The following is a 14,737-nucleotide window of genomic DNA, read 5'->3' as shown; positions in this document are numbered from 1 at the left end:
TGCCGCTACCTCCCGATCCGGTCCACGACCAGCACCAGCACTCCGAGCGCGAGCAGGATCCACACCGCGAGCGCCACCCACAGGCGGGTGATCGAGCGCTGCGCGGCCAGCCCACACAGCGCCGCACGTTCCACCCCGGCGGCGGACGCCTCGACGCCTTCGTACGGATCGGTGACGCTGTCACGCATCGCCCCGCGCTCCTTCCTCGACGGGCCCCTCCGGCGACCGGCAGCCGGCCGGCAGGCTGAGCGTCACGACGCGCGGAACGGCGCGTGGTTCCAGATGCCGCAGCAGACCAAAGCCGACGCCCGCGACGCCCGTGAACAGGCCCGGATCCGGCAGCGGCCGCGGCAGGCCCGTCCGCCAGCCGTGCCGCTCAGCGGCCGCGAGGAGTCCACCGAGGTGGACGCCGTACTCCTGCTCGCATCCGGCGGCTCGCAGCAGCTCCAGTGCTCCCATGGCGCCGTGGCAGAGGCTCTGGTCGTACCCGAAACCGTGCTCGACGGTCAGCCGGACCGCCAGGTCGATGTCGCGCTTCTCCTCGCTGTCGATCAGTGCGCCACCGCCGGCCGCCTCCTCGCCGAGTGCCAGTCGGACCAGTCCGATCCCGGCCCCGCCACGGCACCAGCTCTGCCGCTTGCCCTCCTGCGGCACTCCCTCGCGCGCCAGCAGGGCGTCGTGCCAGCCACCCGCGTCGGGACGGCGCTGCGAACGCTCGGCGTCGATGCACACCCGGGCGGCGGTGTCCCATCCGGCGCCGGGAAACAGGCCGGCTCCCCGACCGAAGGCGAGGGCCGCGCCGGACATGCCATGTGCCACGCCCGCCGGGATCTCCTCGGCACGCAGGACGGATTCCAGCTGCATCGCGGTCGATCGGAGGAACCGGTCGGCGGCCGCCGCGTACACCTCCGGGCCGAAGGCCGTGGCAAGCTCGGCCGCCGTGGCGGCGATTCCGGCGGAACCACCGAGCAGGTCCCAGCAGTCGGTCGGCAGCGGGGCCGGTGCCAGCCGGCCAGCGACGTCGCGGGCCCAGCGAGCCAGGCCGGGATCCCCGGCGGAGTGGCCGAGGCACGCCGCCACGTACACCGTTCCCCAGAGCCCGTTCAGCACGCCAAGCTGACGGTTGCGGGCCAGCTGCTCCAGCGTGCTGTGCTGCAGCACGGACTCGGCATCGACCAGCATCGCCGACCGGGCGGAGGTGGCCAGCCGGCTGCGTGATCCGGTGATCAGGTCCAGGTACCCCGCGAACAGGGCGATCCCGGCGACGCCGTCGTAGAGACCGAAGGGGCTCGGTCGCACGCCGAACATTCCGCTGGACACCTCGACACCGCCCAGCCACCAGGCTCGGCCGCGATTGTCGGCCATGTCGGCGGTCAGGGCGTCCCTGATGTCGGTCGCCGCGCGAAGGACGGTGTCGCTGTCCGGCGTTGCAGCGCGGACCGGGGAGTACGACTGCCGGTGCCGTGCATCGGCCGGGATGCGCAACAGTGACAGGGTGGCTCGGATGATCCCGGTCTGCACCCGCAGATCCTCGGCGGACAGCGAGCGCAGCCGCTGGCGGACCAGGTCCAGCCCGCTGACCAGCAGAGCCGACGAGTGCACCAGTTCGCCGTTGGAGAGCAGGTCGACATCACCCGCGCGGCGCTCGAACGTCGGTATGCAACCGTGCAGTAATCCGCGGCGTTCGCTGCCGAACAGATGGAGGGCGAGCTGCCGCTCGTGGGCGTTCGCCGGCCAGATCGTGTTGACGACTTCCTCTTGCTTGAGTGCCGACCGGGCGGCATCGGGATGGCCCAGCTCGTACAGCAACTTGCCGTACTGCCAGCTCGGTCGCACGATGTGCCGCACGCGGGCCCCGGCGAACCCGGCCAGGAGCTGGTCGAGGTGATCACGGTCGGCCAGGAACATTCGGTACGCAGCGACGAAACCGTCGGCGACCGTGTCCTCGTACCCGACCACCGGCACCACGCGGCCGTCGAGCACCGGCATGTGCGTCGCGTCCTCCGCCGGCAGGGACCGCATCACGAACTCGGACCGGCCGTGCTCGTCGACGCGCAGCTCGCGGATCTGCCGGGGCTGCCGCCGTTCGCCGACGGCGCCGAGCATCGAGAGGTCCAGGGCCGTCGGCAGGTCGCCGCGGTGGCCGGGTTCCGGCAGCAGACCGGAGTCCAGGACGGTGGTGGCCTTCACCCCACCCATCTCCTCGACACCGTCGCCACGGGTGCGGAAGGAGGTGGTGAACAGGCACTCGGGATCGACCAGGACGGGCGACCGGCCGTCACACAGCACGTTCTCGTAGTGCAGATCGGTCGCCCGCATCAGGTACGCCAGCGCAACGAGCGCTCCCGAGCGGCGATAGAAGGCCCGCACCTCGTCGGCCGAGCGAGCCGGCGACCACGCGACGAACTCCTGCCACCCGTAGCGACCGCGGTCCACCGATCGGGGAACCCGGGGGGCGAGTCCCGGCTCGTGGCTGTCCAGCCACTGCAGAACCGTGGTGAGCTGGACTTCCAGGGCGAGGCTGCGAGGCTTGTAGAGGAGCTGGGTGTCGTCGGCGAAGGTGAGCAGCAGCACCGCGCCCGGCTCGTGCAGGTCGCCCACGGCGCGTACGGCTCGCATCTGCCCGGCCTCGACCCCGCCGAGCAGCGGCGTGATGAGCGGACCGTCCGCGCGCAGCCTTTGCAGCATCTCGGTGAACGTGCGCAGGTATCCGTCGAGGATGTGCTTCACCTGGCGAAGCAGAGGGGCGTAACGGTCGGCGAATTCGGCTGCGGCGGGGCGGGCCGCGTACCGGACGGCCAGCGTCTTCGCCGCTTCCGCCTCGGTCCGCCGGGCAGTCGGCGCTTCTCCGGCCTTCCCGGCTTCGTCGACCGGGGCGTCGAGATCTTCTGCGGCCGCGCGACACGCGAGCCGGCGAACGTCGCCCAGCAGACCGCGGAGGTAGCGATCGGCCACCGTGGCCGCCGCCCCCTGACCCTCGGCGCGTCCCGCCTCGGTGAGGGCCCTGTGCAGGTCGGCGAGCCGGGGCCACAACGGCAGCAGTGGCCAGAGAACCGGCTCCTCGGTCATCCAGCCGACCGGCGACTCCGCCAGCGTATGCGGCAGCTCCGCAGGCCCGGATCCAGGCGCGTCACCCGCAGGTGGTGGGCTGCCGCCGACGGGAAGGGAGAGTCGGGTACGCAGTGCGTCCTCCGGCAGCGTCCGGAACGGCGGCACCGTGGACCAGCGCCGCATCAGGTCAGTCGACATGGAGCCTCCCCGCGTCATGGATGAGGACGGCCGCCCGCCCCGGTCGGGCCGGGACGGGCGGCCGGTGCACCGGACTACTCGGCGCAGCGCTTCCGCGCGATCAGGCGCAGAGGTTCGACGTCGTCGGGCAGACGACCGTCGGCGGGACGCTGCTGCTGCAGACGAAGGTGAAGAAGTCGAGGCTGTCGGCGGCGCCACCGACGATCGACTCCAGGTACATCTCGTCCAGCGGAGAAGCACCCGCCGGAACGGCCGGCATCGTGGCCTCCTCGGACCCTCGGTTCTGCCAGGCGTCCGTCATACCCTTGATGATCATTGCTCGTCCTCCCTTTCGTTCGTGCGAACAACGGAGACCCCAAGATATCCACAACAGTGACGGGCAACACCCCTTTGTGAATTACTCGGCATCCGCTCGACCGTCTGTCAAATTGGCATTGACGGACGCCTCTGGACACCTTGTCAAACAATTCTTGACAGAGCGGATCCGGCCCTCATTCCGAACGAGGCGCCCACAGATCCGGCCTCGCGTGCGAGCAAGCGGGGCGCGACGTAGGATCGTCCCTATGGGACTTGCCGGAGCAGGGATCGTACTGGGGGTGGCCGCAGTGGCGGCCTTGGCAACGATGCTGGCCAACGTGATCACCCGACACCGCCGACGGCGCCGCTGACCGCCGGCCGGACCTTCTGCGGGCAGCGCCCCGGCGGAATCCGCGATACCCTTGGACGATGACGATCGTCCTTATCGTTGGATTGTTCTCACTGGTGGCTGGCGCCCTTCTGGCATGGCGCCCGATCGGGATGGCACGCCTGGTCGGCCACTTCGGCATGGTAAAATTCGACCCCGCAAGAACTACCGAGTACCGCACCGCCGGAATGGTGATGGCCGCACTCGGCCTCATCCTCGCCGTGATCGCATTGTTCGCCTGACCCGAGGCGCCTGCCCGCCGTTGCGGGCGCGATCCGGAAGGGTCGCCATTATCGCCTACTACTCCAACGTCACCTCCCCTGCCTGTACTTGTGGTGGGTTCGTCGGGCGCGGCTTGAGGATCTTCGTCGCCAGATCGACCAGGGGCAGGGTGCGCTCTGGTGGGGAGCGCCACGGCGAGGACGGTAAGGACGGCCAAGGCGAGCATGGCCAGGGTGATAGACCGGTGCCAGCCGATCCGTAGGCGTCCCCTGTGGACCAGTTCTACTGAACAGCGGAAACACATGATCGAGAGCACCAAAACCCGCCGGGATTAGCGGGTCTGAACCGACCCCACCCGAGACCCTGTACGGATCTGAACTACAGAGATCCCTTCACCCTGCGGGCCGAGGTCTTCCCCGAGCCCTTCCGGACGGGCGCAGGCTCCCTACGGACCGGGGAGGCCGCCGGACGGGGCGACGGAGCGAGCTTCCGGAGACCGGCGGGCTGGACGAAGAGTTGCCGCCGGGCTACCGCATCTCCCCGGGTGTCCAGCTCGTACCCCTCGATCCAGGCCCACCCGTCGTACGTGATCCGGTCTTCCAGTACGCGGATGAGCCGGAAGTAGAACGGCCGGGAGAACTGGACGCTGGCCGCCGGCGTGAGGTGCAGCAGGTCACCACCCTTGAACGGGCGCACGCCCCACCGCCCGTCGCCACGCCCCGATCCGCGCTCGGGCCACCGCGACCCTCGGACACCAGCCGTCCGGGTGGCAGCGGCTACATCTCTGCATGCGGTGGTAATCGATCACCGTCCAGGAAAGCTCGACCTCGAACGGCACCGCGCTCACCGCGACCCCTCCCGCTCCGGGTGGGGTGGAGCAGGACAGGCGAACGGCCAGAGCTTCACGAGGTGCCTCCTACCTGGGCGAAGGTCTGACCTCAATCTAGTTCAACTTGTACAGTTCGTATAGCTGTTTCTATAAGTACAGAACGTTTGGTAGGTACCCAACGGCCCGCCCGTGCTAGGCGTCCATAAGGTGTCGATCATGATCGACGAGATGAGTCCGGTAGCGCTCTACATCCAGCTCGCGGATCTCCTCGCCAAGAAGATCGAGTCCGGAAAGCTCAAGCCCCGTCAGCCGCTCCCCTCCGAGGCCCACCTCCAGCAGGAGTACGGCGTGGCTCGCGGCACGGTCCGAGCGGCTATCCGCCTGCTGCGGGAACGGGGTCTCGTCGTGACGCTTCCAGCGCGCGGGACGTTCGTCGCCGAGAAGCCGTAGCCAGCACCACCATCACTCACCGAGGCGTCAGCCAGGTGCGCGGTCACCGATCGGGCGTACCGGTAAGCGGTCCCCAGCACGGCGGCGAAGCCGATGAGCACGGTGTAGGACCAGGCATCGCCGGGACCGGTCAGCTCGCCGTAGCGGTGCGCCAGGAAACCGACGAACGTCGCCGCGCCCAGCGCGGTCACCGCGACCACCGCGCGAAGGTCGGCCACCATCGCGGCGTTGGTCGGGGCCGCCGCCGCTGGGGCTGGTCGGGCCGTCCGCTGCGTACGCCGCGGTGGTCACCGCACTTGTGGTGGTCAACTTCTCGCGCGTCGCCGGCGGGTTGCGGACAGGGCGGATGGTGAGACAGCACGGTCGAGCGGGGGCGGAATCGAGCAGGGAGCGACGGTGGGGATGGTGGTGGGTCCGGCCGCGGATTCGGGGTGTTGGTGACTCGACCGGGTCGGCAGTACCGCCAGCGCGATCAGCGCGCCGAGTAGGCCCGTCGCGGCGAAGCCCCAGGCTGGCACGGTGGCATCGATCACCGCCCCGGCCAGCGGGGCGCCGAGCGCAACCCCTACCACCATCGCTGAGCCGTGCAGGCCCATCGCCTCACCCCGTACGCTCGCCGGCACCAGCCTGCTCACGGCGTCGGCGGTGGCCGCCACGGTCGGCGCGGTGAAGGCTGCGGACGGCAGCAGCATCAGGGCCAACAGCCACCACTGGCCGCTGCCCAGGCCGACCGGAACGGTGACCAGACCGAGGACCAGGGTGAGGATCAGCGACGGCACCGGGCGGGACAGCGCGCCGTAGGTGAAGCCACCGATCAACGAGCACGACGCCCAGAGCGCCAGCACCACACCGGTCCAGTCGAGCTGGCCAGCATCACGCAGCACCGCCACCACCGACACATCGATGCCGGCGATCACCAACGTGCCCGCCGCGCCGCCGGCGAGCAGTCCGATCAGCCGTGGGGTCAGCCACTGCCGGCGCGGCAGTGCCGGTGCCGGCGTCGTCGCCTCGTCACGCGCCCGGGTCGGCGGGTTCAGCACCAGCAGGGTGAGTCCGGCCAGCACGATCCCTGCGCCGACGGCGTACATGGTCAGGGTGGGCGAGACCCTGGTGGCCAAGGCCACCGCCCCGGCTGGCCCGATCATGAAGCTGAGTTCGACCGACATCGAGTCCAGCGCGTACGCCTGACGGCGTTGGGTTGGCGGGACCAGCGCGGCGATCGACTGCCGGACCACGGAGAAGACCGGGAGGGTGAGCAGCCCGCCGACGAACGCGGCACCGAGCAGCACCGGGTACGGCAGAACCGGTGCCGTAGCCCAGAACAACGCCGAGACCGCTGTGGTCAGCAGCAGCATCGGCCGCAGGCCACGTCGGTCGACCAGCCGGCCGAGCAATGGCGCGCCGAGCGCCGAACCGACCGTCATCGCGGCCCCGACCAGCCCGGCGGCGAAGAAGCCGCGGCCCAGATCGAGGACGTGCAGCGTCATCACCACGGCGGTGGCCGCCACTGGCACTCGGGCCAGGATCGCTACCAGCAGCAGCGGCCGTAACCCTGGCAGCGCGAGCGCGTACCGGTACGGCTTCACATCCAACACGGTCCGCACCTCCCGGGCCGCCCTTGCCTAATACGGGTAGTTCCTAGTTACGGCTTCGGCCGGGTGACCTCACCGATCCAAGGCGATCCAGTAGCGCCTTACTGGACCGTGCTCGGTGTCGCGGATGCCCTCGAGGACGCCGCCGTGGTGTTCGATCGTCCGGGCCGACGCGATGTTGTCGGCCAGGCAAGGGATGAGGACGCGATCTAGGCCCAGGACGACGCGAGCCTCTGTGAGCATCTCGCCGAGTGCCCAACTCGCCAGTCCTCGGCGGCGCGCGGACGGCCGGACGCCGTAGCCGATCTGGCCGATCTCGTCATCGAACTTGTGCCGGAGGGCGATACCCCCGAGTACGTGGCCGTTCTCGACGATCCACCGGGGTGAGCCGTGCTGTTCGTCCGGGCACGGATCGCCGGCCGGATGGACCATTCGGACCCGCTCGTGCACCCAAGCGGCGAAGCCTTCGGGCGAGTCCACATCGTCGTCAGCCCTCAGGCCGAAGCCGTCCTCGTGAAGGCCAGGGCCCCAGTCGTCGCGGCATTTCAAGAACGCGGCGTGCAGGCGGACAGTCGGCAGAATCAACTCGGGCATGAGGTCACGGTATTAAGAGCCGGACCGCCGGGCGAGCCGCGTCTTACCAGAATTGATCATGCCCAGAAGGCGATCCACCTCCATATAGTCCATGTGCTTCGACAGCAACCAGAAGGTGCCGTGCCGCCCTCCTGGGCAATGTCAGCCTGGTCAGGGACGCAACCCAGATGACGAAAGCCAGGAGCTTGGTAAGCCCCACGGACGGCCATTTTGTGACTTGCGTCATACCCGAGTGGCCGTAACCGTCGGCGATCCTCCGACTCGCCGCCCGCGTGCGGTCGGCAGTTCGGCGGCCTGGGGTTTGTAGAGCCGCTGCTGCGGGCCTTCCCGACCAAGCCAGCCCACGCCACCCTCCGCTTCGGCGAGCCGGACGACCCGACCGCCGTCGAGCGGCGCATCGATATATGACCGCCCGATAACCCTCCTCAGAACAGAGTTCCAGACCGAACGTCAAGCATGTCCTGGGACGTATTCGTCAAGCGGGTGGTCGGACCAGACAATCACCGGTGGCGATTGTCCACCGCCGACTGCCGCGCGCCACATGTCCGCCAGCTGATCTGCCACACCTCGGCGCACTGATCGCGGCAGAAGGTGAACCCGATTTCGCTTGCGCGTCCGCCGTGCACAGCGGCACCACGCGGGCTTGGCCGAAACGTATACATTGACCAGCGCCGGTTTGCTGTCGATGGATCGAGACGCCATGAACTACCCGACGCCGCCACCGTTTCCCCCGCCGCCACCGCCTCTTCTGCCCCCACCGCCACCGCCACTGCCGCCGCAACCGGCACGGCCGCGACGGCTTTTGCTGCTGTTTGGTGGCCTGGCCCTGGCGTTCCTGCTGATCTGCACGATCGGCGCGCTTGTCGTGGTGCCCCGCTTCACCGGCAACCCGGGTGGCAAAAAGGAACGGGCCACTGAGGCGCAGGTGGCGGTGAATACCGCCGATCAGGAGTTGAGGCAGGCGGCTGAGCGGCTGCTCACCACGCCGGCGGTCCGCTACCAGGGGTCGTTCTCCGGACCGGACGGCGACCGCATCAGCATGGACGCCCAGGTGACAAACGAAGGCACGGTGCGAGGCAAGCTGATCACCGACGGCCAGACCGCCGAGATCCTGGACCTTGGCGATCGTACGTTCCTCAAGGTCGGCGAGGCGTTCTGGCGTAAGGCCGGGATCACCGACGGGCGCGAGAAAAAGTTTGCCAACCGGTGGGTGCGGGTCGCGGGCGACCTCTTTGGATTCGACTTCGGTGACGTCCTGGCGCCGGCTCTGCTCGCCACCGGCATGGTGCCGAGCATCGAGGAAAACGGCTATCCGCAGCAGGAGGAGTCACTCGGACTCGGCGTGGTCACCTCGGTGGATGGCGTCGAGGCACGAGCGGTGGTCCTCGACGGTGTCACGTACCTGATCAGTACGGCCGAACCGAAACGGCTGTTGGGTATGAGCACCACCCCGGTGGCCGAGTCGGGGAGCGGCTTTCAGACGATCGCGCACCGGGTGAGTGACGTCGAGTTGCGCGCCAAGCTGCAGGTTCTCACCGACGACCAGCGGCAGTTGCTGTTCGACGAGGTGAAACGTCAGATGGGCGTACTGGCGCAGTCCCTCGACAGCATCGTCCAGGTGTCGCTCACCGGCGACGCGAGCCTCAGCCCCTGCACCACCAACGGCTGCACCGCGAACCTGAAGCTCCGCAGCAGGGTGACGTCGGCATCCAAGTACGTGACGATCGACAAGCAGGTCACCGTCGAGGTGAACATCACCATGACGTTGGACGGCAGGCCGGTGCAGACCTGCCCGGAAGTCCTGATCATGAAGCCGAAGGACACCAAAACGGTACGGTGCCGCGCGTCGTACTACATCCCGCCGGCCCGGAAACCCAAGACCCACCAGGTGTATGCCGCGTACACGGCGGTCGCCCGGGCGGTCACCACGGCGGATGCCAAGAAGATGGCCGCTGACCTCGCCGACGAGATCAAACGCAACGGCACGTTGGGCGTCAAGCCGGCGGACAAGCCTCATGAGTACCTGCCGACCGGCGCGAACCCGCCGGCGCTGAACACCCGTCAGCAGCAGGCGAGGACCCGCGTCGAACAGCTCGCGAAGCAGGCTTGCAAAGACGTGCAGCGGTGGCCCGGAGAGTCCCCGCAGCACTGGGGCGACCGGGTGCACAAACGACTCGCCGAGCTCGTCGGTGCGGAACCGGCATCGGCCAACCTGTTCGCGGAGGTCGGCTACCGCAACGGTCTGCTCGCCAGGAGGTGGAAGAATCCGGTCACCGCACGAGAGGGCTGGGAGAAGGGCGCCAAGGCGCCGGATGTCGTGCTCGGCGTGGACGAACTGCGACCGGAACTCATCCTCGACCTGAAGACCGGCGCCAAGGGGCTCGAAACCAAGTGGTACGGGGACCTACAGAACCAGCTCCCAGCAAGGTATCGGAACGTTCCGGCGATCACCGTTCGATGCTGAGAAGGGGATGATCACGTGGATGTCGGCAGGTGGGAGAAGGCCGTCGACGCGTACCTGCTGCCCGCTCTGGGTGATGGCTGGCGTGCTGCGGAGGGCCGACTGGTGCGGGGTCCGGTCGGCTGGACCGCCCAGACGGTGCAACCAATTCCACCACTGCGCCGGCGGCCCAATTTCCAGGTCGAGGTGATCGTCTGGTTGCTCGCGGTGCCAGCGGCCGACGGCCACACGTGCTCACGGCGGCTGGAGGGAGTGTTCCCGGAGCCGGACGCCCTGGCCGGCTACGAACCGGTGATGGCCGACATCCGGGACGTCGTACTCCGGGAGGGCATCCCGTTCCTGGACCGTTACGGAGATGTCGAGGGCTTGCTCGCTTACCGACTGGAGTGGGAAGCCCAGGACGCGGAGCGTGGCCTGACCGACCCCGACATACGTGCAGCCGAGGAACTCGCCTACCTGCATGTGATCCGCGGTGACTGGGACGCCGCGCTGGCGGCTGCGGCGCTGGCTGAGGAGGCCGGCGAACTGAACCGTTCCCGCCCGCACCCGATCGCCTGGGAGGATGAGATCCTCGAACGCGTTCGTGCGGTGATCGCCCTCGGCCCGGACGGCGCCCGCGAGGCCCTCGCCCGCAACGCGGCCACAACGGCGGCCGCGTTGTCCCTGCCCTACTCCATGCCGCGTTGAAGCGCCAGGGCGAGCGGATGAGCGGCACCGAGGCGGATTAGAACGTTGCGGTACTTCGCCGCTGTGCGGGAACGGAAAAGGGCCGTCTCGGTTTCCCGAAACGGCCCTGATCTTGTGCGCCCGAAGGGACTCGAACCCCTAACCTTCTGATCCGTAGTCAGATGCTCTATCCATTGAGCTACGGGCGCTCGTGCTCAGCCAGTGTACACACCCGGCTTTCGCGCGGAGACTCCGGGATTCGAACCCGGGAGGGGCTTTAAGACCCCAACCGCATTAGCAGTGCGGCGCCATAGACCAGACTAGGCGAAGTCTCCCTGGTGGCCCGCAGACCACCGCGCCCGAGGATACAGGTCGGCACCCACCGGGGGCAAAACGACTTCCGGGGTACGCCGACCCGGGCAGCGCGCCCCGGTATTTCACCGCTGTGCGGGGGCGTGATCGGGACTACGCTCCATCGATATGCAGGAGCAGCCGCCCAGCGAACCGACCCGCCAGGAGCCTGCTGAGCGCCCGCGTCGGCGCCCGGCGCGGGCCACGTTCACGCCGCCGCAGGCGACCGATCAGCCTGCCGAAACGGCACCGGCGGCACCGGCGAGCCCGCGTCCCCGCCGGGCCAAGGCGGCGCCGGTGATCTTCCAACCGCCGGATCCGGACCGTCCCCTGCCCCGGCAGACAGAGCCCGCCCCCGCCCACCCGGAGAGCACCCCGGTCAAGCCGCCCGCTGCCGCCAGCGACGCGCCGCACCCCACCAGGGAACCCGCCGGCACCGCGGCGCACCCCACCAGGGAACCCGCCGACGACACGGCACACCCCACCGAGGAACCCGCCGGCACCGGGGCGCACCCCACCAGGAAGTCCGCCAAGAAGGCAGCTCAACCCGCCCAGGGCGCAGCTCGACCCGCCCAGGACGAGGCGCTTCCCGGCGCGGCGGGAGAGCCGACGGGCCAGCCACCGAGGGCGCGGGCGCCCCGGCCCCGGAAGACCGCCACCAGCACGGCGGCCGTCGCACCGACACCACCTCCGCCAGCGCCGGTCATCCCGGATGCGACGCCCGTCACACCAGAGCCGACCGAGATCACGCCAACCCCTCGCAAGCGCGCCACGCCCACCCGTAGAGCCGCCACGGCGAAGGCGGGCGCACCCGCAGTCGCACCGGCACCCGCGCCGGAAGCGGCTTCCGCGATCACCCCCGAGCCGGCCGCAGCGGCGGTCCCCCCGGGCAACCCCGAGGCGGCTTCGACGCGTACCCCCGAATTGCCGGCGGTGGTCGCGCGCCTGCGCGACCATCCCGGTTTCGCTCCGGAGTTCCTGGCGATGGAGGCGGTGCGGACGCTCGGACCCGGCGCGGCCGAGTGGACGCGGCGGCTGCGGGACCGCTACCCGGACGCTCCGGCGGACGGTCTGGCCCGGCTGGCGACCCGGCGGTACGTGCGGGCGGCGGGCGCGGGAGGGGCGGCGGCGGCGCTGGCCGGTCTGTTCGCGCCGCTGGCGGAGCTGGTGTCGGTGCTCTGGACCCAGGCGAACCTGGTGCTGCACCTCGCGGCGGCGTACGGACGCGACCCGGCGCATCCCGATCGGGCCGAGGAGCTGCTGGTGTTGACCCAGGTGCATCCCGACGCGGCGAGCGCGCGGGCCGCGCTGCTCGGTGCGCGGGAGGCCGGTGATCCGGTGGAGGGGACGTGGCCGAAGGCGGCGGAGGCCGCCTGGCGGCTCGCCGCGCCGCTGACCGCGCAGGCCGGCGGGTGGGTGGCGTTGCGGTTGGCGTCAAGACTGGTGCCGGGGGCGGCGGTGGTCGCCGCCACGCTCGGCGACGCGGCGGCGGCCGATCGGCTGGCGGCGCGGGCGGTGGCCGCCTACCGGCCGCACCGACGCTGAGCGGTCACAACCAGTCGAACCACTCGCGGGGCAGCGACGCGTAGCCGACGAAGGCGACCACGTCGAGCACGGTGTGCGCGATGACCAGGGGCATCACCCGGCGGGTACGCAGGTAGAAGAGGCTGAACACGACGCCCATCACCGCGTTGCCGACGAACGCGCCGAAGCCCTGGTAGAGGTGGTAGCTGCCGCGCAGCAGCGCGCTGGCCGCGATGATCGCGGCGAGCCGCCACTGGAGTTGGCGCAGCCGGGTGACCAGGTAACCGACCACGATCACCTCCTCCAGCACGGCGTTCTGCACGGCGGCGAGGATCAGCACCGGGACCGCCCACCAGACCTTCGGTAGCGCCGCCGGCACCAGCGTCGCGTTGAGGCCGAGGTGCGCCGCCACCCAGAACAGGGCCAGGCCGGGCAGGCCGATCAGCGCGGCCAGGCCGGCGCCCCGGGCCAGATCCTGGCCGGGCCGCCGCGCGTCCAGGCCGAGGGTCCGCGCCGGGTCGCCGGGGTCCCGGCTGATCAGGTGTACGGCGAGCAGCACCGGAAGCAGCGCGAACACGATGCCGAGGAGCTGGTACGTCAGGTCCAGCCAGGGGCGGGCCGACGCGGAGGTGTTCAGGGCGGCGGTCTGCTTGGAGAGCGGGCCCTCGGCGGTCAGCTTCGCGATGATCGAGACCACCGCGTAGACGGCGGACTGGCCCAGGGACAGGCCCAGGACCAGCAACGTTTCGGTCCCCAGCAGCCGGCGGGACACCGGGCGGGTCAGCTCAACGGTCACCGCACCACTCTGCCCGACGGACCGGCCAGCGGGCAGGGCCGACCGGCCGGCATGAACCGATCGCACATTCTGTGCGACCGGTGCACACGCTCCGTGGAGATTCTATGGGTGCCCGATCCGCTGCCGTCTGGAGAAGGAGCACCGGTGGACGATGTCGCACGGTTGCTGAAGGAGAGCTGGACCCTGGTCGAGGAGGACCGGGAGCGGCTGACCGGGCACTTCTACGCTCGGGTGTTCCTGCTCGATCCCGCCCTGCGCCAGCTCTTCCCGGTGCAGATGGCCGGCCAGGGTGACCGCCTGCTGGAGGCGATCATCACGGCGATCCACACCGTGGACGACCCGGAGAGCTTCGACGAGTTCCTGCGCGCGCTGGGCCGCGACCACCGCAAGTATCACGTCGACGACCGGCACTACGCCACGATGGGCGTCGCGCTGCTCGACGCGCTGCGCAGCACCGCCGGCGACGGCTGGAACCTGGAGTACGACCAGGCGTGGCGGGACGCGTACGCGGCGATCGCCGCCAAGATGGTGGCCGGGGCGGCCGACGACGACAACCCGCCGTTCTGGCACGCCGAGGTGCTGACCCACGAGCGCCACGGCCCCGACATCGCCGTGCTGACCTGCCGGGCCCTGCAACACCCGCTGCCCTGGCGGGCGGGCCAGTACGTCAGCCTGGAGCTACCCCGCTTCCACCCGAGGGTGTGGCGGAACTACTCGGTGGCGAACGCCCCGAACGACGACAACGTGCTGGAGTTCCACGTCCGGAGCCCCGGCGCGGGCTGGGTGTCCGGGGCGCTGGTCCGCCGGGTGCGGCCCGGACACCTGCTGCGGCTGGCGGCGCCGATGGGGTCGATGACCCTGGACCGCTCCTCCGAGCGGGACATCCTCTGCGTGGCCGGTGGCGTCGGGCTCGCGCCGATCAAGGCGCTGGTGGAGGAGTTGGCCACCTACAACCGGACGCGGTGGGTGCACGTCTTCTACGGCGCCCGGCAGGCGACGGACCTGTACGCGCTGGCCGCGCTACAGGATCTGGTGGCCACACACCCGTGGTTGTCGGTCACCGCCGCGTGCAGCGACGACCCGGACTTCGACGGCGAGCAGGGCGACATCCCGGACGTGGTGTCCCGGTACGGCCCGTGGACCACGCACGACTGTTATGTCTCCGGATCGGCGCAGATGGTCCGGTCGACGCTGCGGGTGCTGGCCGCCGACGAGGTGCCGCCGTCGACCGTCCGCTACGACACGTTCGGCGATCTCTAGACGTTCCTCCCCCCACACCGGGGCGCGTGCCCCTGCCCCCTGGGGCGCGCGCCCCGGT

At 70.0% G+C, this 14,737-nt stretch carries 13 protein-coding genes and 2 tRNA genes; 6 read left to right on the top strand and 9 right to left on the bottom strand.

Annotation, left to right across the window (positions count from 1 at the left end; translation table 11 throughout):
- Positions 1 to 5 precede the first annotated feature (5 nt).
- From AB0B55_RS13545 to AB0B55_RS13535, 3 genes are all read right to left on the bottom strand, one after another.
- A complete protein-coding gene (locus tag AB0B55_RS13545; RefSeq protein ID WP_357131699.1) occupies positions 6 to 188 on the bottom strand; it encodes a hypothetical protein in 183 nt (60 codons plus the stop codon).
- Complete coding sequence (locus AB0B55_RS13540) at positions 181 to 3,249, bottom strand: type 2 lanthipeptide synthetase LanM family protein (RefSeq protein WP_357171806.1); 3,069 nt, start codon at positions 3,247 to 3,249, stop codon at positions 181 to 183. The genes AB0B55_RS13545 and AB0B55_RS13540 overlap by 8 nt, the downstream gene beginning before the upstream one ends.
- Positions 3,250 to 3,349: 100 nt before the next feature.
- A complete protein-coding gene (locus tag AB0B55_RS13535; protein WP_357131693.1) occupies positions 3,350 to 3,565 on the bottom strand; it encodes a hypothetical protein in 216 nt (71 codons plus the stop codon).
- A gap of 410 nt (positions 3,566 to 3,975) precedes the next feature.
- Between AB0B55_RS13535 and AB0B55_RS13530 the strand changes: the two genes are divergently transcribed.
- The gene (locus AB0B55_RS13530; protein ID WP_357171805.1) at positions 3,976 to 4,176 is read left to right on the top strand and encodes a hypothetical protein; all 201 of its coding nucleotides are present in this window, start codon (positions 3,976 to 3,978) and stop codon (positions 4,174 to 4,176) included.
- A gap of 358 nt (positions 4,177 to 4,534) precedes the next feature.
- Here the strand turns inward: AB0B55_RS13530 and AB0B55_RS13525 are convergent, their stop codons facing one another.
- Entirely contained in the window at positions 4,535 to 4,852 is a 318-nt protein-coding gene (locus AB0B55_RS13525; protein WP_357171804.1) for a hypothetical protein, read from the bottom strand.
- Positions 4,853 to 5,201: 349 nt separating this feature from the next.
- Between AB0B55_RS13525 and AB0B55_RS13520 the strand changes: the two genes are divergently transcribed.
- The gene (locus tag AB0B55_RS13520) at positions 5,202 to 5,435 is read left to right on the top strand and encodes a GntR family transcriptional regulator (RefSeq protein ID WP_357131684.1); all 234 of its coding nucleotides are present in this window, start codon (positions 5,202 to 5,204) and stop codon (positions 5,433 to 5,435) included.
- A gap of 305 nt (positions 5,436 to 5,740) precedes the next feature.
- On the opposite strand, the gene AB0B55_RS13515 is transcribed toward AB0B55_RS13520, so the two are convergent.
- Both AB0B55_RS13515 and AB0B55_RS13510 read right to left on the bottom strand, forming a co-directional pair.
- The gene (locus AB0B55_RS13515; protein ID WP_357171832.1) at positions 5,741 to 7,021 is read right to left on the bottom strand and encodes an MFS transporter; all 1,281 of its coding nucleotides are present in this window, start codon (positions 7,019 to 7,021) and stop codon (positions 5,741 to 5,743) included.
- Positions 7,022 to 7,099: 78 nt separating this feature from the next.
- A complete protein-coding gene (locus tag AB0B55_RS13510; protein ID WP_357171803.1) occupies positions 7,100 to 7,621 on the bottom strand; it encodes a GNAT family N-acetyltransferase in 522 nt (173 codons plus the stop codon).
- A gap of 607 nt (positions 7,622 to 8,228) precedes the next feature.
- Between AB0B55_RS13510 and AB0B55_RS13505 the strand changes: the two genes are divergently transcribed.
- Positions 8,229 to 10,085 carry a hypothetical protein gene (locus AB0B55_RS13505; protein WP_357171802.1) on the top strand — a complete coding sequence of 619 codons (1,857 nt, stop codon included), beginning with the start codon at positions 8,229 to 8,231 and terminating at the stop codon, positions 10,083 to 10,085.
- A gap of 15 nt (positions 10,086 to 10,100) precedes the next feature.
- The gene (locus tag AB0B55_RS13500; protein WP_357171801.1) at positions 10,101 to 10,769 is read left to right on the top strand and encodes a hypothetical protein; all 669 of its coding nucleotides are present in this window, start codon (positions 10,101 to 10,103) and stop codon (positions 10,767 to 10,769) included.
- A gap of 115 nt (positions 10,770 to 10,884) precedes the next feature.
- On the opposite strand, the gene AB0B55_RS13495 is transcribed toward AB0B55_RS13500, so the two are convergent.
- Together AB0B55_RS13495 and AB0B55_RS13490 are read right to left on the bottom strand one after the other, a co-directional pair.
- A tRNA-Arg gene (locus tag AB0B55_RS13495) sits at positions 10,885 to 10,957 on the bottom strand.
- Between the two features lie 35 nt (positions 10,958 to 10,992).
- Positions 10,993 to 11,083, bottom strand: a tRNA-Ser gene (locus tag AB0B55_RS13490).
- Positions 11,084 to 11,396: 313 nt separating this feature from the next.
- Here AB0B55_RS13490 and AB0B55_RS13485 point away from each other — a divergent pair.
- The gene (locus AB0B55_RS13485) at positions 11,397 to 12,644 is read left to right on the top strand and encodes a hypothetical protein (protein WP_357171800.1); all 1,248 of its coding nucleotides are present in this window, start codon (positions 11,397 to 11,399) and stop codon (positions 12,642 to 12,644) included.
- Between the two features lie 4 nt (positions 12,645 to 12,648).
- Here AB0B55_RS13485 and AB0B55_RS13480 read toward each other — a convergent pair whose 3' ends face one another.
- Entirely contained in the window at positions 12,649 to 13,419 is a 771-nt protein-coding gene (locus tag AB0B55_RS13480) for a CPBP family intramembrane glutamic endopeptidase (RefSeq protein WP_357131669.1), read from the bottom strand.
- A gap of 144 nt (positions 13,420 to 13,563) precedes the next feature.
- Between AB0B55_RS13480 and AB0B55_RS13475 the strand changes: the two genes are divergently transcribed.
- Positions 13,564 to 14,679 carry a globin domain-containing protein gene (locus AB0B55_RS13475; protein WP_357131666.1) on the top strand — a complete coding sequence of 372 codons (1,116 nt, stop codon included), beginning with the start codon at positions 13,564 to 13,566 and terminating at the stop codon, positions 14,677 to 14,679.
- The last annotated feature ends 58 nt before the right edge of the window (positions 14,680 to 14,737 follow it).

Origin of the sequence: Micromonospora sp. NPDC049107, assembly GCF_040648595.1 — a bacterium.
Classification (GTDB): domain Bacteria; phylum Actinomycetota; class Actinomycetes; order Mycobacteriales; family Micromonosporaceae; genus Micromonospora.
This window is presented reverse-complemented; position numbering and strand designations above follow the sequence as displayed.